The 16,463-nt window shown below is 72.3% G+C and carries 20 protein-coding genes; 11 read left to right on the plus strand and 9 right to left on the minus strand.

Annotation, left to right across the window (positions count from 1 at the left end):
- Nucleotides 1-3: 3 nt before the first annotated feature.
- Nucleotides 4-693, minus strand: a complete 690-nt coding sequence (locus I601_RS11295) for a TetR/AcrR family transcriptional regulator (RefSeq protein WP_068109581.1) — start codon at nucleotides 691-693, stop codon at nucleotides 4-6.
- Between the two features lie 171 nt (nucleotides 694-864).
- Here I601_RS11295 and I601_RS11300 point away from each other — a divergent pair, with 171 nt between their 5' ends.
- Nucleotides 865-1,389, plus strand: a complete 525-nt coding sequence (locus I601_RS11300) for a hypothetical protein (RefSeq protein WP_068109583.1) — start codon at nucleotides 865-867, stop codon at nucleotides 1,387-1,389.
- Nucleotides 1,390-1,699: 310 nt separating this feature from the next.
- Here the strand turns inward: I601_RS11300 and I601_RS11305 are convergent, their stop codons facing one another.
- Nucleotides 1,700-1,978: a hypothetical protein gene (locus I601_RS11305; RefSeq protein WP_157520092.1), complete on the minus strand. Its 279-nt coding sequence runs from the start codon at nucleotides 1,976-1,978 to the stop codon at nucleotides 1,700-1,702.
- Nucleotides 1,979-2,156: 178 nt separating this feature from the next.
- On the opposite strand from I601_RS11305, the gene I601_RS11310 reads away from it, so the two are divergent.
- The 4 genes from I601_RS11310 to I601_RS11325 all read left to right on the plus strand — a co-directional run bounded on the left by I601_RS11310 (nucleotide 2,157) and on the right by I601_RS11325 (nucleotide 5,515).
- Nucleotides 2,157-2,720 carry a YqgE/AlgH family protein gene (locus tag I601_RS11310; RefSeq protein ID WP_068109589.1) on the plus strand — a complete coding sequence of 188 codons (564 nt, stop codon included), beginning with the start codon at nucleotides 2,157-2,159 and terminating at the stop codon, nucleotides 2,718-2,720.
- 26 nt (nucleotides 2,721-2,746) lie between these two features.
- A complete protein-coding gene (locus I601_RS11315; protein WP_068109594.1) occupies nucleotides 2,747-3,022 on the plus strand; it encodes a DUF3039 domain-containing protein in 276 nt (91 codons plus the stop codon).
- A gap of 134 nt (nucleotides 3,023-3,156) precedes the next feature.
- On the plus strand, nucleotides 3,157-4,845 hold the full coding sequence (locus tag I601_RS11320) for a DEAD/DEAH box helicase (protein WP_237089623.1): 1,689 nt from the start codon (nucleotides 3,157-3,159) through the stop codon (nucleotides 4,843-4,845).
- 16 nt (nucleotides 4,846-4,861) lie between these two features.
- The gene (locus I601_RS11325; protein WP_068109597.1) at nucleotides 4,862-5,515 is read left to right on the plus strand and encodes an IclR family transcriptional regulator; all 654 of its coding nucleotides are present in this window, start codon (nucleotides 4,862-4,864) and stop codon (nucleotides 5,513-5,515) included.
- A gap of 6 nt (nucleotides 5,516-5,521) precedes the next feature.
- Here the strand turns inward: I601_RS11325 and I601_RS11330 are convergent, their stop codons facing one another.
- The gene (locus I601_RS11330) at nucleotides 5,522-6,022 is read right to left on the minus strand and encodes an Lrp/AsnC family transcriptional regulator (RefSeq protein WP_068109600.1); all 501 of its coding nucleotides are present in this window, start codon (nucleotides 6,020-6,022) and stop codon (nucleotides 5,522-5,524) included.
- A gap of 81 nt (nucleotides 6,023-6,103) precedes the next feature.
- Here I601_RS11330 and hppD point away from each other — a divergent pair, with 81 nt between their 5' ends.
- The 4 genes from hppD (at nucleotide 6,104) to I601_RS11350 (ending at nucleotide 9,483) form a co-directional block, all read left to right on the plus strand.
- Nucleotides 6,104-7,330 (plus strand): 4-hydroxyphenylpyruvate dioxygenase, encoded by a 1,227-nt coding sequence (gene hppD / locus I601_RS11335; protein WP_084527496.1) that lies wholly within the window; start codon nucleotides 6,104-6,106, stop codon nucleotides 7,328-7,330.
- 118 nt (nucleotides 7,331-7,448) lie between these two features.
- Nucleotides 7,449-8,150, plus strand: a complete 702-nt coding sequence (locus I601_RS11340) for a hypothetical protein (RefSeq protein WP_068109603.1) — start codon at nucleotides 7,449-7,451, stop codon at nucleotides 8,148-8,150.
- A 77-nt stretch (nucleotides 8,151-8,227) separates the two neighbouring features.
- The gene (locus I601_RS11345) at nucleotides 8,228-8,899 is read left to right on the plus strand and encodes a hypothetical protein (RefSeq protein ID WP_068109605.1); all 672 of its coding nucleotides are present in this window, start codon (nucleotides 8,228-8,230) and stop codon (nucleotides 8,897-8,899) included.
- A 50-nt stretch (nucleotides 8,900-8,949) separates the two neighbouring features.
- Nucleotides 8,950-9,483, plus strand: coding sequence for a DUF1697 domain-containing protein (locus I601_RS11350; RefSeq protein WP_068109608.1), 534 nt, complete (start codon nucleotides 8,950-8,952; stop codon nucleotides 9,481-9,483).
- Nucleotides 9,484-9,511: 28 nt separating this feature from the next.
- On the opposite strand, the gene I601_RS11355 is transcribed toward I601_RS11350, so the two are convergent.
- The 5 genes from I601_RS11355 to I601_RS11375 form a co-directional block, all read right to left on the minus strand.
- The gene (locus I601_RS11355; protein WP_068109609.1) at nucleotides 9,512-10,747 is read right to left on the minus strand and encodes an MFS transporter; all 1,236 of its coding nucleotides are present in this window, start codon (nucleotides 10,745-10,747) and stop codon (nucleotides 9,512-9,514) included.
- Nucleotides 10,744-11,268 (minus strand): ArsR/SmtB family transcription factor, encoded by a 525-nt coding sequence (locus I601_RS11360; protein WP_218917656.1) that lies wholly within the window; start codon nucleotides 11,266-11,268, stop codon nucleotides 10,744-10,746. The genes I601_RS11355 and I601_RS11360 overlap by 4 nt, the downstream gene beginning before the upstream one ends.
- Nucleotides 11,269-11,446: 178 nt before the next feature.
- Nucleotides 11,447-12,250, minus strand: coding sequence for an enoyl-CoA hydratase-related protein (locus I601_RS11365; RefSeq protein WP_068109617.1), 804 nt, complete (start codon nucleotides 12,248-12,250; stop codon nucleotides 11,447-11,449).
- Complete coding sequence (locus I601_RS11370; protein WP_068109618.1) at nucleotides 12,243-12,818, minus strand: isochorismatase family protein; 576 nt, start codon at nucleotides 12,816-12,818, stop codon at nucleotides 12,243-12,245. Before I601_RS11370 ends, I601_RS11365 begins: the two co-directional genes overlap by 8 nt.
- A 9-nt stretch (nucleotides 12,819-12,827) precedes the next feature.
- Complete coding sequence (locus I601_RS11375) at nucleotides 12,828-14,129, minus strand: nicotinate phosphoribosyltransferase (RefSeq protein WP_218917657.1); 1,302 nt, start codon at nucleotides 14,127-14,129, stop codon at nucleotides 12,828-12,830.
- Between the two features lie 48 nt (nucleotides 14,130-14,177).
- On the opposite strand from I601_RS11375, the gene clpS reads away from it, so the two are divergent.
- Nucleotides 14,178-14,474, plus strand: coding sequence for an ATP-dependent Clp protease adapter ClpS (gene clpS, locus I601_RS11380; RefSeq protein WP_084527500.1), 297 nt, complete (start codon nucleotides 14,178-14,180; stop codon nucleotides 14,472-14,474).
- A gap of 6 nt (nucleotides 14,475-14,480) precedes the next feature.
- On the plus strand, nucleotides 14,481-15,065 hold the full coding sequence (locus tag I601_RS11385) for a DUF2017 domain-containing protein (protein WP_068109623.1): 585 nt from the start codon (nucleotides 14,481-14,483) through the stop codon (nucleotides 15,063-15,065).
- A 31-nt stretch (nucleotides 15,066-15,096) separates the two neighbouring features.
- Here I601_RS11385 and gdhA read toward each other — a convergent pair whose 3' ends face one another.
- On the minus strand, nucleotides 15,097-16,443 hold the full coding sequence (gdhA, locus tag I601_RS11390) for an NADP-specific glutamate dehydrogenase (RefSeq protein ID WP_068109626.1): 1,347 nt from the start codon (nucleotides 16,441-16,443) through the stop codon (nucleotides 15,097-15,099).
- Nucleotides 16,444-16,463 lie beyond the last annotated feature (20 nt).

The raw sequence follows: 16,463 nt of genomic DNA on the forward strand, positions 1-16,463 counted from the left end.
GGCTCAGCCCTCCTGCTCGGGCAGCTCCACCCCGGCCTCCACGAGCGCCTGGAAGCCGCTGATGATGAAGCCGACCGCGGTCTCGACCCGGGCGGCGGCGGCGATGGCGTCGTCGGAGGCGGCCACGTCCTCGCCGGCCGAGGACATCGCGCCGAAGAAGATCCGCGCGAAGGTCTGCAGCATGTCCTCGTCGAGGTCCCACGTGCCGGCGGTGAGCACCGCGCGCACGATGTCGACGACGTTGCCGAAGGTGGAGCGCTCCTCCTGCTCGCGGAAGCGCTCGTAGCCCAGGACCGAGGGGCCCTCCTGGATCACGATGCGCCGGTACGCCCGTCCCTGCACCACCAGGAGGAATGCCTGCAGGCCGGCGCGGGCCTTCATCCAGGGGTCCACGCTGTCCTTCAGGGCCTGCTGGATGGTCTGCGAGGCCTCGGTCTCGATGCGCTCGAAGACCGCCTGGAAGAGCGCCTGCTTGCCGGTGAAGTGGTGGTAGAGCGCGCCCTTGGTGACGTCGGCGCCGCTGACGATCGCATCCAGGGAGGTGCCGGCGTAGCCGTGCTCGGTGAAGAGCTCCTCGGCGACGTCGACGAGGGCCCGCTTGGTGGAGGCGGAGTACTGCTGGCGTCGGGAGCCGGCGACCCCGGGCACGCCCGGCACCTTGGGCATCAGCTTGGAGACGGTCGACTTCGGCATGGAACCACCTTAGGGAACGCGGGACGGGTGGCGGGGAGCCGCCGGGGGTGCGGTGGTGGCCAGCGTCACGCCCGGTCCCACCCCCACAGCGTTGCATACCGTGAGTATGGATGAGTACCGTGAGTACGTACCTACGGTATGTGAATATTCGACCGCACGGGAGAAGACGCGATGACCCGCACCACGCACCGCCACCGCGGAGAGACCCTCCGCCGCGTGATCGCCGCCGCCGACCAGCGTCGCGACGGCCACCTGCCGCTGCACGTCGAGGGCGTCGACGAGGCGTTCGCCGACGAGCTCGACCTGCTCGGCGCCCTCCAGCTGCGCTGGCACACCCGGCTCGGCGGACACATCGAGCGGGCCCTGGTCAACGACCCGCTGGACCTCGAGCAGGCGGTCGTCACCGCGTGGCGCGCGACCGCCGAGGGCCTGCCTGGCGTCCGGGCCGTCGTGGACCACCACCGCGAGCACCCGCTCGACGACCGGATGCGCGCCGCCATGGACAAGGCCGTGCTCAAGGAGCGGGCCTTCCTCGCAGTGATGGCCGGCCAGGCCAGCGCCACCGACGCCGGCGCCGCCTCGGTGGGCGCCCGGCTGGAGGCGAAGGCCCGTGCCGGTTGGCAGCCCACCGCCGTCCGCGGCCAGGTCGGTCGCCCGACCCTGCTGCACCGGCTCCGCGCGGCACTCGCCGCCTGAGTTCCTCTGACCGGCCCGGTCCTCCTACCGGGCCGCCCGTTCTCGTCCCGCGGCAGTTCATGGCGTACGACGCCGCGCCGTCGGTCGAGCAGGGAGGCGCCCTCTATGCGATTGAGGTGTGATGACCGAGCGCACGGATCGCGGAATGAGCGGCTGGTGCGAGGGCTTCGTAGTCAGAAGGACCGAACAGCCTTCGCGTCGACGGCCCCCGCCCAGCGGGCCCCCTCGAGGGGTCTTCGGTCCTTCCGGCTACGGCGCGAGGCCGCACAAGCCGACCGTCCGAGGCTCGGCATGAGAGTGCGTTTCGGGCTCAGTAGGGACACACCCAGTTAGTCGACCTGGTCGCATTCGAGTGCCACACCGCCACCGACGGGGAGGCGTTCCGTTCCTGGACCGCCACCAACTCGGCCTGCACCAGGGCCCGCGAGCGCAGTTCGACCAGCCGGGCCTCGGCCCGAGCGATCTCCACCAGCACGTCCGCAGTGGCGCCCTGGCTCATCGACCACGCCGGCGTACCAGCCACGTCGTCGAGCGCCGCGTGCACTCTCGCGACAGCACCGCCGATGGGGTGCGGCGCGGTGGTGACCATGCTGAGGATTATCCAGCCCAGCCAGCAAAGCACCAGGTCAGAAGCCGTTTTCCACAGACGCAACGAAAGTTCTTTCGACGCTCCTCGCGGCGGTGTGAACGCGACTGGTCGAAGGTGCACAACTGACTGCTCGGTGGTGCAAAAGTGACTGCTCGCGCATCCGCGGCATAGTGGTCCCATGGCGACGGGCGAGGCACGGGCGGGGATGCTGCTCGTGGCCAGTCCTGCCCTGCTGGACCCGAACTTCGTCGACACCGTGATCCTCGTGCTCGACGCCGACGCCGACGGTGCGCTCGGCGTGGTGCTCAACCGGCCGAGCCCGGTGCCGGTCGCCGAGGTGCTCGCCGACTGGGGGCCCGTGGTGGCCGAGCCCGACGTGCTCTTCCAGGGCGGGCCCGTCAGCACCGAGGGCGCGCTGGCGGTCGCGCACCGGGTCGAGCCGGGGGAGGAGCCGCTCGGCTTCCGCTCCGTCACCTCGACGTTGGGCCTGGTCGACCTCGACACCCCGGTCGAGCTGCTCGCCGGGCACCTCGACGCGCTGCGGATCTTCGCCGGGTACGCCGGCTGGGGTGCCGGGCAGCTCGACGACGAGATCGCCGAGGGCAGCTGGTACGTCGTCCCGGCCCACGACTCCGACGTCTTCCGCGAGGAGACCACCGGGCTGCGCCGCGACGTGATGCGCCGCCAGCCGGGAGAGCTGGCCTGGCACTCCACCCGGCCCATCGATCCCGACCTGAACTGAGGCCGGGTCTCGCGTAGGGTGCTTCCGTGAGCAGCTTCGGATTCGGGACCGGCACCGCCGTCGATGAGGGCGTCCGCGAGGACCGCCGCACCGTCCCGACCGACGAGGGCGACCACGAGCGGTTCTCCCACTACGTCGACAAGGACAAGCTGACCGAGGCGATGGTGATGGGCACGCCCGTCATCGCACTGTGCGGCAAGGTCTGGGTGCCGAGCCGCTCGCCGGAGAAGTTCCCCGTCTGCCCGGACTGCAAGGACGTGTGGGAGTCCTTCAAGGACAACACGGGCGGTTCCGACGCGTGACGGGCCCGCACCAGCCGGACATCCCCCTCGACGACGGGTCCGGCCCCTCGCTGACGCCCGCGCTGCCCCCCGCCTGGCCCGAGCGGGCCGCGTGGGGCACCGCGCCGTCGTTGCGCGCCTGGCAACAGGCGGCGATGGAGCAGTACTTCTCCGAGCAGCCACGTGACTTCCTCGCCGTGGCGACGCCCGGCGCCGGCAAGACCACGTTCGCGCTCTCGGTGGCCGCCGAGCTCCTGGGGCGCCGCATCATCGACCGGGTCACCGTGGTGGCGCCGACCGAGCACCTGAAGACCCAGTGGGCGCAGGCCGCCGAGCGGGCCGGCATCCCGATCGACCCGGCGTACGCCGCCGGCAAGGGCAGGACCTCGCAGGACTACGTCGGCATCGCCGTCACCTACGCCGGGGTCGCGGTCAACCCGCTCGCGATGCGGATCCGCACCGAGCGCTTCAAGACCCTGGTCATCCTCGACGAGGTGCACCACGCCGGCGACGCGCTGTCGTGGGGCGAGGGCGTGCGCGAGGCCTTCCAGCCCGCGACCCGTCGCCTGGCGCTGACCGGCACGCCGTTCCGCTCCGACGTGAACCCGATCCCGTTCGTCACCTACGCGCCGGGTCCCGACGGCATCCCGCGCTCGGCCGCCGACTACACCTACGGGTACTCCCACGCGCTGGCCGACCACGTCGTGCGCCCGGTGCTCTTCCTGGCCTACTCCGGCGAGATGAGCTGGCGCACCCGCGCCGGTGACGAGATCGCCGCGCGGCTGGGCGAGCCGCTGACCAAGGACCTGACCAACCAGGCGCTGCGCACCGCGCTCGACCCCGAGGGGTCGTGGATCCCCTCGGTGCTCGCGGCCGCCGACAAGCGTCTCTCCGAGGTGCGCCGCCACGTCCCGGACGCCGGTGGCCTGGTCATCGCCACCGACCAGGACAGTGCGCGGGCCTACGCCAAGACGCTGCGCCAGATCACCGGCGAGTCGCCCACGGTCGTGCTCTCCGACGAGAAGGCCGCCTCGAAGAAGATCAGCGCCTTCGCCGCCGACGAGTCGCGCTGGATGGTCGCGGTGCGGATGGTCTCCGAGGGCGTCGACGTGCCCCGGCTGGCGGTCGGGGTCTGGGCCACCACCACCTCGACGCCGCTGTTCTTCGCCCAGGCCGTGGGTCGTTTCGTGCGCGCCCGGACCCGCGGCGAGATGGCCTCGATCTTCCTGCCCTCCGTGCCCCGGCTGCTCACCTACGCCTCCGAGATGGAGGTCGAGCGCGACCACGTCCTCGGACGCACCATCACCGACGAGGACGACCTCTTCGCCGCCGAGGACGACCTGCTCGCGCAGGCCAACGCCGGCGAGTCCGCCTCCTCCGACGAGCAGTTCCTGCCGTTCGAGGCGCTGGGCTCCGAGGCCCGCTTCGACCACGTGCTCTACGACGGTGCGACCTTCGGCCACGAGGGCGAGGTCCAGGTGGGCTCCGAGGAGGAGATGGACTTCCTCGGCATCCCCGGTCTCCTCGAGCCCGGCCAGATGCGCGACCTGCTGCGCCAGCGCCAGTCCGACCGGGCCCGCAAGCAGAAGCCCACCGCCGCGGCCGCGGCCGCGCCGGTCCCGAGCATCGAGCAGGTCTCCACCCACGAGCAGCTCGCCGTGCTGCGCCGCGAGCTCAACGGGCTGGTCGCCGCGTGGTTCCACCGCACCGGCCAGGCGCACGGCATCACCCACTCCGCGCTGCGCAAGGAGTGCGGCGGACCGGCCGCCGCGATCGCCAACGCCGAGCAGCTGCGCGCCCGCATCGACCGCGTCCGCGAGTGGGCGGCCCGCAAGTCCGGCTGAGGCCTAGGATGACGGCGTGCCGGCCGAGACCTCCCAGACCCTCGACCGCGGGCTGCGCGTCCTCGAGACCCTGGCGACCTCCGCCGGCGGGCTGACCGTCACCGAGCTCGCCGCGCGGCTCTCGGTCAACCGCACCGTCGTCTACCGGCTGGTCAGCACCCTCGAGCAGCACACGCTCGTACGCCGCGACGCGCGCGGTCGCCTCCACGTCGGGCTGGGCGTGCTGCACCTGGCCTCCGCCGTGCAGCCGGTGCTGCGCGACCTCGCCGGGCCGGTGCTGCGCCGGCTGGCCGAGACCGTGGGCTGCACCGCCCACCTGACCGTGGCCGAGGGCGCCGAGGCGCTGGCCGTGGCCGTGGTCGAGCCCTCGTGGACCGACTTCCACGTGGGCTACCGGGTCGGCACCCGCCATCCGCTGGCCCAGGGCGCCGCAGGTCGGGCGATCCTCCTGGCCCGCAGCGGGCGCGCGCCGGCGGCGTACTCGGTGACCGAGGGGGAGCTGCAGACCGGTGCGCGCGGACTAGCCGCCCCGGTCCGCGACGTCGAGGGGCTCGAGGCCAGCGTCGGCATCGTCACCCTCGGTGTCCTCGACGAGCGGGTCGTGGCCCGGGCCGTGACCGCCGCCGCCGACGAGGTCGCCGACCTGCTCTCGGGTCGCGCCGCGAGCTGAGGGACCTCAGGTCGCCGCGGCCCGGACGAGGGGGAGGGCCCGGTAGCCGACCTGTGTCGCCAGCGCGATGACGGTCGAGGAGCGGGTGATGGCCGGGTGGGCCAGCACCCGGTCGATGACGCGCTGCAGGTCGGCGTTGGAGCCGGCCACCACGCGGGCGAAGAGGTCGCCGGCGCCGGTGATCGTGTGCGCCTCGAGCACCTCGGGGATGCGGGCGAGGTGCTCGCCGACCACGTCGTGGCCGCTGGCGCCCCCGGCCCGCGCGTCCTCCGGCCGGGTGCCGGCGTCCTGGCGGATCTCCAGGGTCAGGAAGGCCGTGACCGGGTAGCCGAGGGCGGCGGGGGAGAGGTGCGGGCCCCAGCCGGTCACGACGCCGCGCTCGACGAGCTTGTCGAGCCGGGCCTGCACGGTCCCCCGGGCGACCCCGAGCCGGCGCGACGCCTCGAGGACGCCGATGCGCGGCTCGGTGCTGAAGAGATCGATCAACCTGACGTCCAGATCGTCCATGGGTGCTCCTTCGACTGTGCAACCTGACCAGCGTGGCGACGTTCGATTGCGCAGTCTGCCCTATCTCATCAGGCTGGGCGCATGACGACGACGCACGACACCCCCACCACCGGTGGCGCCCTGACCGAGGACGAGCTCAAGGCCGACCTGACGCTCGACCAGCTGCGCCAGCTGGTCGGCCTCGTCGAGTACGACGCCAGCAGCGACCCGTTCCCGGTCACGGCGATGGACGCGATCTGCTTCGTGGTCGGCAACGCCACCCAGACCGCGACCTTCTACCAGCTCGCCTTCGGCATGGAGCTCGAGGCCTACCGCGGCCCCGAGAACGGGCTGCGCGACGCCAAGGTCTTCGTGCTCCGCTCGGGCAGCGCCCGGTTCGTCTTCGCCGGCGGGGTCACCCCCGACAGCCCGCTGCTCGAGCACCACCGCAAGCACGGCGACGGGGTGGTCGACCTGGCCCTGGAGGTGCCCGACGTCGACCGCTGCATCGACCACGCCCGGTCGGTCGGGGCCACGATCCTCGACGAGCCCTACGAGATCTCCGACGAGCACGGCGTCGTGCGGATGGCCGCCATCGCGACGTACGGCGAGACGCGTCACACGCTGGTCGACCGGTCGCGCTACGACGGCCCCTACCTGCCCGGCTTCGAGGCGCGCTCGACCGTGGTGGAGCGCCGCGAGGGGCACCCCAAGCGTCTCTTCCAGGCCGTCGACCACTGCGTCGGCAACGTCGAGCTCGGCCGGATGGACGAGTGGGTGACCTTCTACAACAAGGTCATGGGCTTCACGAACATGGCCGAGTTCATCGGTGACGACATCGCCACCGACTACTCGGCGCTGATGTCGAAGGTCGTGGCCAGCGGCAACCACCGGGTGAAGTTCCCCCTCAACGAGCCGGCGATCGCGAAGAAGAAGTCGCAGATCGACGAGTACCTGGAGTTCTACGACGGTGCCGGCTGCCAGCACATCGCGCTGGCGACCAACGACATCCTGCGCTCGGTCGACATCCTGCGCGCGAACGGCATCGCGTTCCTCGACACCCCCGACTCCTACTACGACGACCCGGCGCTGCGTGAGCGGATCGGCGAGGTGCGGGTGCCGATCGAGGAGCTGAAGCAGCGCGGCATCCTGGTCGACCGCGACGAGGACGGCTACCTGCTGCAGATCTTCACCAAGCCGGTCGGCGACCGTCCCACGGTCTTCTACGAGCTCATCGAGCGGCACGGCTCGCTGGGCTTCGGCAAGGGCAACTTCAAGGCGCTCTTCCAGGCCATCGAGCGCGAGCAGGAGCTGCGCGGCAACCTCTGAGCCGGCCGCGGGGCCGGGGGTGACGCAGGTCACCGCCGCCCGGCCCATCCGGAGGGCGCCTGTCCCTCGAACCCCTGTCGTCAGAAGTTGAAGCACCCACCCCGACAGGGAGCACCCCATGCGCTCGATCACCACCACGCCCCGCACCCGCCGCGTCCGTCGCATCGCCGGAGGCATCGCCGTCGCCGCGCTGGTCGCACTGCCGATCAGCGCCTGCGGCTCCGAGAACGACGCCGAGGCCGCTGGCTCCAGCAGCTCCGAGGTCGCCCAGAGCGCCCCCGAGCCGGTCGCCGTCATCGAGGCCCTCACCGGGGACAGCACCCAGATCACCCTCGACAAGGGCTTCCTCGACGCCCTGACCCAGCTGAAGCTCACGCCCGGCACCGTCGGCGAGGCCACCCTCGAGGGGGCCGAGCTCAGCTTCCCGATCACCGGTGGCAACGTCACCGTCTTCGAGCCCGGCACCGTCTCGCCGTACGTCATCGGTCAGCTCCAGCACGTCAGCTCGGGGCTCTCGCTGAGCGCGGGCGGCACCACCGTCGAGCTGCTGAACCTCAACGTCGACCCGGGCGTCTCCCGGGTCTACGGCGACGTCGCCGTCAACGGCAAGGTCGCCGTCGAGAGCGCGTTCCTGTTCCAGCTCGACGGTCGGACCCTGAACCCGCTGCAGGTCGATGGCGGCCAGGCGGTGCTCGAGGGTACCGAGGTCAAGATCTCGGAGCCCGCCGCCGGTCTGCTCAACGACACCTTCGGCACCGACGCGGTCAAGCCCGGCCTGCTCGTCGGCATCGCGGAGATCACGGTCGACCTGCCTGCCTGAGGCGCGACCCATCCGGGAGGGGGGCGGTGACGAACAGTCACCGTCCCCCTTCCTGCTCCCTCCGAACGGATTCCGTCATGGCCCTGCGCCCGCCCCTCCGTCCCCTGCGCCGGCTCGCCGTCGGCGCTGCCGTGCTCGCCCTGACACTGCCCCTGGCGGCGTGCGGCGACGACGCCGACGCGTCCTTCGACGGCCCGCCGCAGCCGGTCGCGGAGATCGCCGCCGTCCAGGGGAAGACCACCGCGATCAAGCTGGACAAGGGCTTCGTCGAGGCGCTCGACGGCCTGGGGCTCACCCCCGGCGTCACCGGTGCGGCCCGGCTGGTCAAGGGCTCCCTCGTCTTCCCCATCAGCGGTGGCAACGTCTCGGTGTACACCCCCGGCGAGGTGTCGCCGTACGTCATCGGCCAGCTGCAGCACGAGGGCTCCGGGCTGACCCTGGCCGCGGGCGGCACGACCGTGCGGCTGAGCAACTTCAACGTCGACCCCGGCGTGTCCCGGGTCTACGGCGACGTCGCCGTCAACGGCAGCACCGCCGTCACCAACGCCTACCTCTTCCGGCTCGACGGGCGCACGTTGAAGGACCTCGCCACCATCAAGGACGGCAGGTTCGCCGTGCTGGAGGGCACGAAGGTCTTCATCTCCGACGTCGCCGCCGGCCTGCTCAACGACACCTACGGCACCAAGGCCGTCACCGACCAGCTCCTCGTCGGGATCGCCAAGATCACGGTCAACACCAAGTCCGCCTGACGGCTCCTGCCCGCTGGCGCCTCGCCGCCCCCGCGGGCAGGATCGCGGGCATGAGCACCCGGATCGCCTTCCTGCGCGCCATCAACCTCGGAGCGAAGCGGAAGTTCCCGCGCGACGACGTCGTCGCCGCGGTCGAGGGCGCCGGTTTCACCGGCGTGCTGACCCACCTCAACACCGGCAACGTGCGGCTGGAGACCTCGATGCGCGCCGCCGCGCGCATCGAGGCCGCCCTGGAGGCGGCGTTCCTGGCCGACCGCGGCTTCGAGGTCCCCACGCTCGTGCTGACTCCCGACGAGCTGCGCGAGGTCGACGCCGCCGCCACGGCGATCGAGCACGACGGCCACCACTACGTCGCGCTGCTGCGCGAGCGCCCCGCACCCGAGGCGCTCGCGGCCCTGCAGGCCCGGGCGGGCGAGGGGGAGCGGGTGGTCCTCGGCGGCCGCGCCGTGCACCTCCTCGTCGGCCCCGACGGGGTCCACGGCACCCGGCTGAGCAACGCCCTGGTCGAGAAGACGCTCGGCACGGTCGCCACCACCCGCAACCCCACCGTCCTGCGCACCCTCGTCGAGCGGTGGTGCTCCTGACCGCACGCCCCCGACCCCGGACGAGCGGTCACTTCTGCACCATCGAGAAGTCAGTTCTGGCACGCGGGAGGGTGCGCACCGCGGGGGAGAGCAGGGTCAGCAGGGCGACCCCGGTGAGCAGCAGCCCGGCCACCAGCATGACCGGCCGCAGGCCGAACGCGACGGCCAGCGGGCCGGCCATCAGCTGGCCCAGCGGGATCGCGGCGAAGGAGCCGAGGGCGTCGTAGGAGAACGCCCGCGAGAGCATGTCGGCGGGCACGTTCTCCTGCATCGCGAGGTTCCAGGCGAGCTCGAAGACGCCGATCCCCGCGCCCGCGCCCAGTGCGGCGAGCAGGGCGATCCCGAGGTCGTCGGTGAGACCGAGCGCGATCAGCGGGGCGCCGTACACGGCGGTGCCGAGCATGCCCCAGAAGAGGGGCCGCTCGAGGCGGACCCGGAGCAGCACGAGCCCGGCCACCAGCAGCCCGAGGGCCTCGGCCGACAGGATCAGGCCCCAGCCGCGCTCGCCCAGGGCGGAGCCCTTGGCCAGCGCCGGGCCGAGGGTGAAGAAGCCGCCCTGGTGGACGGCGCAGATCATGCTGAAGGCCAGCACGACGATCCAGAGCCAGGGCGTGCTGCGGAAGTAGGTCCACCCCTCACGCAGGTCGGCGACGGCCGAGGAGCCGGCCGCGCGCACCGGTCGGGGCAGCTCGATGCACGACAGCAGGGCGGCGGCCCCCAGATAGGTCACCCCGTCGACGCCCAGTGCCCAACCGGGCCCGACCCCCACCACCAGCAGGCTCGAGACGGTCGGGCCCGCGACCGCCAGGGCGCCGCCGGCCATCGAGACCAGCACGTTGGCGGGCTGCAGCTGGGCGCGCGGCACCAGCTGTGGCAGCACGCCCGCAAGGGCCGGCAGCGCCGCCGCGGCAGCGACGCCGTTGACGGCGGTGAGCACGACGACGTGCCAGATCTGGGCCTGCCCGGTGATCACGAGGGTGGCGATGGCGAGCTGGCTGAACCCGGCCACGACGTTGGAGGTCTGGATGACCAGCGTCCGCCCGAAGCGGTCGGCCAGCACGCCGCCGACGAGCAGGAAGACCACCATCGGGATGCTGTGCGCGGCCAGCACGACGCCCAGCGCAGTGGGGGAGTCGCTGATCTGCAGCACCGCGAAGGCCAGCGCCACCGGGGCCATCAGGGCGCCGAGCAGGTTGACGATGCGCGAGGCGAAGTAGAGGCGGAAGTTGCGCTCCCGCAGCGGCGCGAGCGCCCCGGTGGTCATTGATCGTCCTGCATCCGGAACGCCACGGAGGTCGCGCTGACGTGCACGGTGCCCGGGGTGCGGGGCGGACGGTTGCGCTCGTGCAGCAGGCGCGCGGCGCTCATCAGCAGCTCGAGCGCCTCCTTCCAGGTGTCCTCGTCGACCCAGCCCTCCAGGTCGCTGCTCAGGCTCTGGGTCGAGGCCGCGCGCGACCTGCTGCGCCGCTCGAGCTCCTTGCCCAGCGCTCGCAGGTACGCCGCCGGCGCACTGGGCCTCGTCGGGGTGCCCGGCTCGCTCGGCGCCAGGTCGCGCTCGTGCGGGTAGCGGTAGCGCTTGGCGACCCCGCCGCGGATCTTCTCCTCGCCGTCGACCACCAACTCGCCGGCATCGGCCAGCAGTCGCAGGTGGTAGCTGGCGTTCGCGTGGGTCAGGTCCAGCTCGCGCGCCACCTCCGCCGCGCTCATCGCCGTACCGGTCAGCAGCGACAGCATCCGCAGCCGCACCGGATGGGCGATCGCCCGCATCGCCGAGATCTCGTCCACCATCTCACCCTCCAAGATGTATTGGAGAGTCAGTTCACACCCACCCGTTCCCCACTGTCAAGGACTTCTTGGGGGGTCGCCCGACGAGCGGTCACTTTCGCACCGTCGACCAGTCACTTCTGGTCCCCGGGGTGTGCGGAAAGTGACCGGTCGGTGGTGCGAAAGTGACTGCTCGTGCCTACTCGCCGCGGAAGGTGGGGCGGCGGCGCTCGGAGAAGGCGGCCATCCCCTCGGCGACGTCGGCGGTGCGCATCAGGACGCTCTGGCCGGTGCGCTCGCGCTCGAGGGCGTCCTCGAGGGGGAGCAGGGTGGCGGCGTTGACGGCCTTCTTGGTGGCGGCCAGCGCCAGCGGGGGACCGGCCGCGAGTCGGCGGGCCAGGGTGGCCACCAGGTCGGGGAAGTCGTCGTCGCTGGCCAGGTGCGAGACGAGGCCGGCGTCGTACGCCTCCTGGGCCGAGAGCGGCTCGGCGAGCAGCGCCATCCGCATCGCCCGGGCGCGCCCGATCGACGCGGCGACGGTGGCCGAGGCGCCGCCGTCGGGCATGAAGCCGATGCGGGTGAACGCCAGCAGGTACGACGACGAGGCCGCTGCGACGACCAGGTCGGCGGCCAGCGCCACCGAGCAACCGACCCCGGCGGCGATCCCGTTGACCGCGGCCAGCACCGGTCGGTCGCAGGAGACGACCGCACGCACCACCCGGTTCGTCACGTCCATCGCCCGTACGTCGAAGCGCTCGTGGGCACCGTCGCCGCTGATGTCGGCGCCGGTGCAGAAGGCCGCCCCGGTGCCGGTCAGCACCACGACGCGCACGTCGTCGCGGGCGGGCACCGACTCCAGCAGGTCGGCCAGGGCCAGCATCATCTGCCCGGAGACGGCGTTGAAGACCTCGGGCCGGTCGAAGCGGGCGGTGAGCACCCCGGCGTCGAGGGTGACGACGAGACCGTCGACGCCCGCGAGGAGCGGGTCCGACCGCTCAGACAACCTGGACCCCGGCGGCCTCGAGCTCGGTGAGCGTGGCCGCCGTGGACTCCGCCGCCACGCCGGCGCTGAGCTCGGTGAGCACCCGGGTGGTGAACCCGGCGGCCACGGCGTCCAGCGCGGTGGCCCGCACGCAGTAGTCGGTGGCCAGGCCGCACACGTCGACCTCGCTCACCTCGCGCGCCCGCAGCCAGTCGGCGAGCCCGGAGCCGTCGGCGGCGCGGCCCTCGAACCCGGAGTAGGCGGCCTCGTGCTCGCCCTTGAGGAAGACCGCCTCGAAGGCGGCCGGGTCGAGGGCGGCGTGGAGCTCCTCACCCGGTGTGCCGACCTCGCAGTGCACCGGCCACGAGGTCGCGAAGTCGGGCGTGCTCGACCAGTGCGCGCCGGGGTCGACGTGGTGGTCCTTGGTGGCCACCACGTGGTCCCAGGCGCTCGCCGCGGAGCCGCTGCCGGCCCACTGGGTCACCAGGGCGCCGATCTCGCGGGCCACCTCGGCCCCACCGGCCACTCCCAACGACCCGCCCTCGCAGAAGTCGTTCTGGACGTCCACCACGATCAGCGCTCGCGTCATGCCCCGACCCTAGCCACCCGTCGTCGGGTCGACCCGTCGGGTCGGCAGCACCGGCTCGCCGCGGCTCATCGACTGCGCCGCCAGCGGCAGCTCCTCGCGGGAGGCGAGGTGCCGGGCCCGGGCGTCGGCGAGGGGTTCGCGCCCCACCACCTCACCGGCGCGCACCAGCGGCACCAGCAGGTCGCGGCTGCGCGGTCCCGGATCGGGGGCGGGGCCGGTGCCGACCACCTCGGCCTCGGCGTAGCCGTCCGTCCCGAGGTGCCGGTGCGCCCACTTGCGCCCACCGAAGGACGCCTTCTTGCTGCTGCGCTTGGCCACCGGCTCCATCTCCCCGCGGGAGTCCTCGCGGGCGACGAGCTTGTAGACCATCCCGCACGTGGGGTGCCCGCTGCCGGTGACCAGCTGGGTGCCCACGCCGTACCCGTCCACGGGCGCGGCGCCCAGCCCCGCGATGGCGTACTCGTCGAGGTCGCTGGTCACCACGATCCGGGTGTCGTGGGCGCCGAGCGAGTCGAGCTGCTCGCGCACCTGGTGGGCGAGCACGCCGAGGTCCCCGGAGTCCAGGCGCACCGCGCCGAGGCCGGTGCCGGCGACCTCGACGCCCAGGCGCACGGCCTCGGCGACGTCGTAGGTGTCGACCAGCAGCGTGGTGCCGACGCCGAGCGAGTCCACCTGCACGCGGAACGCGTCGGCCTCGGTGTCGTGCAGCAGCGTGAAGCTGTGCGCCGACGTGCCCGTCGAGGGCACGCCCCACCGGTGCCGGGCCGCGAGGTTCGAGGTCGCCTCGAACCCCGCGACGTACGCCGCCCTGGCCGCGGCCACCGCGGCCTCCTCGTGGGTGCGCCGCGAGCCCATCTCGATGCACGGGCGGTCGCCGGCCGCCCGGGTCATCCGCGACGCGGCGGCCGCGATGGCGGAGTCGTGGTTGTAGATCGAGAGCAGCACGGTCTCGAGCAGCACCGCCTCGGCGAAGCTGGCCTCGACCACCAGCAGCGGCGAGCCGGGGAAGTAGGTCTCGCCCTCGCCGTAGCCCTGCACGTCGCCGGAGAAGCGGTAGGCGGACAACCAGGCCAGGGTGGGCTCGTCGACGACGCCGTCGAGGGCGTCGAGGCTCTCCTGGTCGAAGCGGAAGGCCTCGAGCGCGTCGAGGGCCCGACCGACCCCGGCGACCACGCCGTAGCGGCGCCCGTCGGGCAGGGAGCGGGAGAACAGCTCGAAGACGCAGCGTCGTTCCGCGGTGCCGCCCGCCAGGGCGGCCTGCAGCATCGTCAGCTCGTAGTGGTCGGTGAGCAGCGCGGTCGTCCGGGTCACGTGCACACCCTAGGGAGGACGCGTGCAGGGTTGTGCAAGCATGGAGTCGTGTCCGCGCCCAGCCCGGTCGAGGTCGAGCCGACCACGACGCCCGAGGAGCTCCTCACCCCCACCACGCCGTGGGTGGTGATCGTGTGGAACGACCCGGTCAACCTGATGTCCTACGTCACCTACGTGTTCCGCACCTACTTCGGCTATCCCAAGAAGAAGGCGGAGAAGCTGATGATGCAGGTCCACGAGGAGGGACGCTCGGTGGTCTCCGCGGGAAGCCGCGAGGAGATGGAGCGCGACGTGCAGGCGCTGCACGAGTACGGCCTGTGGGCCACGATGCAGAAGGACGACTGAGCCGCTTTGAGCGCCTTCGCACGCCACCGCCGCAGCAAGCGGATCATCGCCACGTTCTCCGGCTTCGAGGCCGACCTGCTGCGCTCGTTGGCCTCCCAGCTCGTCGAGCTGCTGCGCAACGAGGCGGCCGTCCCCGACGAGGACCGCGACCCGCTCGAGGCGATGATGGACTTCTCGGGGCCCACCACCGAGCCGGAGGACCCGGTGCTCGCGCGGCTGTTCCCGACCGCCTACCCCGACGACGAGGAGGCGGCCGGCGAGTTCCGCCGCTTCACCGAGGGCGGGCTGCGCGACAGCAAGGCGGCCGCGGCCTGCCTGGTCATCGACACCCTCGAGGAGGCCGGGCTGCCCTCCGAGCTGGACGAGGACGGCCTGATGATCGACGTCGAGCTCGAGCAGGACGTCGCGACGTCCTGGCTGCGCTCGTTCGCCGACCTGCGCCTGGCCCTCGCCACCCGCCTCGAGGTCGAGGACGGGGACGAGGAGTACTGGCTCGACCTGCCCGAGGACGACCCGCGCTCCCAGGCGCACGACATCTACGAGTGGGTCGGCTACCTGCAGGAGACGCTGGTCGACGCGCTGATGCGCTAGCCGACGGCGCCAGGTCGCCCCGGAAGGACCGTCAGACGACGCCGTGGGCGAGCATCGCGTCGGCGACCTTGAGGAAACCGGCGATGTTGGCGCCGGTGACGTAGTCGCCCGGGGCGCCGTACTCCTCGGCGGCCGTGGCGCAGCCCTCGTGGATGCCGGCCATGATCTGGTGCAGCCGCTCCTCGGTGTGCTTGAAGGTCCAGGAGTCGCGCGAGGCGTTCTGCTGCATCTCCAGGGCGCTGGTGGCCACGCCACCGGCGTTGGCGGCCTTGCCCGGGGCGAAGAGCACACCGGAGTCGCGGAAGACGTGGGCGGCGTCGGGGGTGCAGGGCATGTTGGCGCCCTCGGCGACGGCGAGCACGCCGTTGGCCACCAGGGTGCGCGCGGCCTCGACCCCGAGCTCGTTCTGGGTGGCGCAGGGCAGGGCCACCTCGCAGGGCACGTCCCAGACGCTGCCGCCCTCGACGAACTTGGCGCTGCCGCGCTCGTCGGCGTACGCCGAGATCCGGGCCCGGTCGACCTCCTTGACCTGGCGCAGCAGGTCGACGTCGAGGCCGGCCCCGTCGTAGACGTAGCCCGAGGAGTCCGAGCACGCCACGACCTGGGCGCCGAGGTCGGCGGCCTTCTGGGCGGCGTAGATGGCGACGTTGCCGCTGCCGGAGACGACGACGCGCTTGCCGGAGATGCTCTTGTTGGCCGCGGCCAGCATCTGCTCGGTGAAGAAGACGGTGCCGAAGCCGGTCGCCTCCTTGCGCACCTGCGAGCCGCCGTAGGCCAGGCCCTTGCCGGTCAGCACACCCGACTCGTAACGGTTGGTGATCCGCTTGTACTGCCCGAAGAGGTAGCCGATCTCACGCTCGCCCACGCCGATGTCTCCGGCGGGGACGTCGGTGTACTCACCGAGGTGGCGGTAGAGCTCGGTCATCAGCGACTGGCAGAAGCGCATCACCTCGCCGTCGCTGCGGCCCTTGGGGTCGAAGTCGGACCCGCCCTTGCCGCCGCCGATGGGCATCCCGGTCAGGGCGTTCTTGAAGATCTGCTCGAAGCCGAGGAACTTCACGATCCCCAGGTAGACCGACGGGTGGAAGCGCATCCCGCCCTTGTAGGGGCCGAGCGCGGAGTTGAACTCGACGCGGAAGGCCCGGTTGACCTGCACGTTCCCCTTGTCGTCGACCCACGGGACCCGGAAGATCAGCTGGCGCTCGGGCTCGCAGATCCGCTCGATGACCGACTGGTCGGTGTACTCCGGGTGCCGGGTCACGACGGGTGCGAGCGTCTCGAGGACCTCCAGGACGGCCTGGTGGAACTCCCCCTCACCGGGGTTGCGCGCCAGGACGGTCGCGTAGTGGTCTTCGAGGATCGGGTCGAGATGGGCCATGAGCGCACTCTAGGAGACGC

Source organism: Nocardioides dokdonensis FR1436 (assembly GCF_001653335.1).
GTDB lineage: Bacteria > Actinomycetota > Actinomycetes > Propionibacteriales > Nocardioidaceae > Nocardioides > Nocardioides dokdonensis.

Excerpts from the sequence above, each read along its gene's own strand:
- I601_RS11320 (WP_237089623.1), top strand. The coding sequence starts at position 3,157 with ATGGAGCAGTACTTCTCCGAGCAGCCACGTGACTTCCTCGCCGTGGCG.
- I601_RS11295 (WP_068109581.1), bottom strand. The coding sequence starts at position 693 with ATGCCGAAGTCGACCGTCTCCAAGCTGATGCCCAAGGTGCCGGGCGTG.
- I601_RS11355 (WP_068109609.1), bottom strand. The coding sequence starts at position 10,747 with ATGACCACCGGGGCGCTCGCGCCGCTGCGGGAGCGCAACTTCCGCCTC.
- I601_RS11340 (WP_068109603.1), top strand. The coding sequence starts at position 7,449 with ATGCGCTCGATCACCACCACGCCCCGCACCCGCCGCGTCCGTCGCATC.
- I601_RS11300 (WP_068109583.1), top strand. The coding sequence starts at position 865 with ATGACCCGCACCACGCACCGCCACCGCGGAGAGACCCTCCGCCGCGTG.
- I601_RS11345 (WP_068109605.1), top strand. The coding sequence starts at position 8,228 with ATGGCCCTGCGCCCGCCCCTCCGTCCCCTGCGCCGGCTCGCCGTCGGC.
- I601_RS11305 (WP_157520092.1), bottom strand. The coding sequence starts at position 1,978 with ATGGTCACCACCGCGCCGCACCCCATCGGCGGTGCTGTCGCGAGAGTG.
- I601_RS11370 (WP_068109618.1), bottom strand. The coding sequence starts at position 12,818 with ATGACGCGAGCGCTGATCGTGGTGGACGTCCAGAACGACTTCTGCGAG.
- I601_RS11330 (WP_068109600.1), bottom strand. The coding sequence starts at position 6,022 with ATGGACGATCTGGACGTCAGGTTGATCGATCTCTTCAGCACCGAGCCG.
- gdhA (WP_068109626.1), bottom strand. The coding sequence starts at position 16,443 with ATGGCCCATCTCGACCCGATCCTCGAAGACCACTACGCGACCGTCCTG.
- I601_RS11310 (WP_068109589.1), top strand. The coding sequence starts at position 2,157 with ATGGCGACGGGCGAGGCACGGGCGGGGATGCTGCTCGTGGCCAGTCCT.
- I601_RS11350 (WP_068109608.1), top strand. The coding sequence starts at position 8,950 with ATGAGCACCCGGATCGCCTTCCTGCGCGCCATCAACCTCGGAGCGAAG.
- hppD (WP_084527496.1), top strand. The coding sequence starts at position 6,104 with ATGACGACGACGCACGACACCCCCACCACCGGTGGCGCCCTGACCGAG.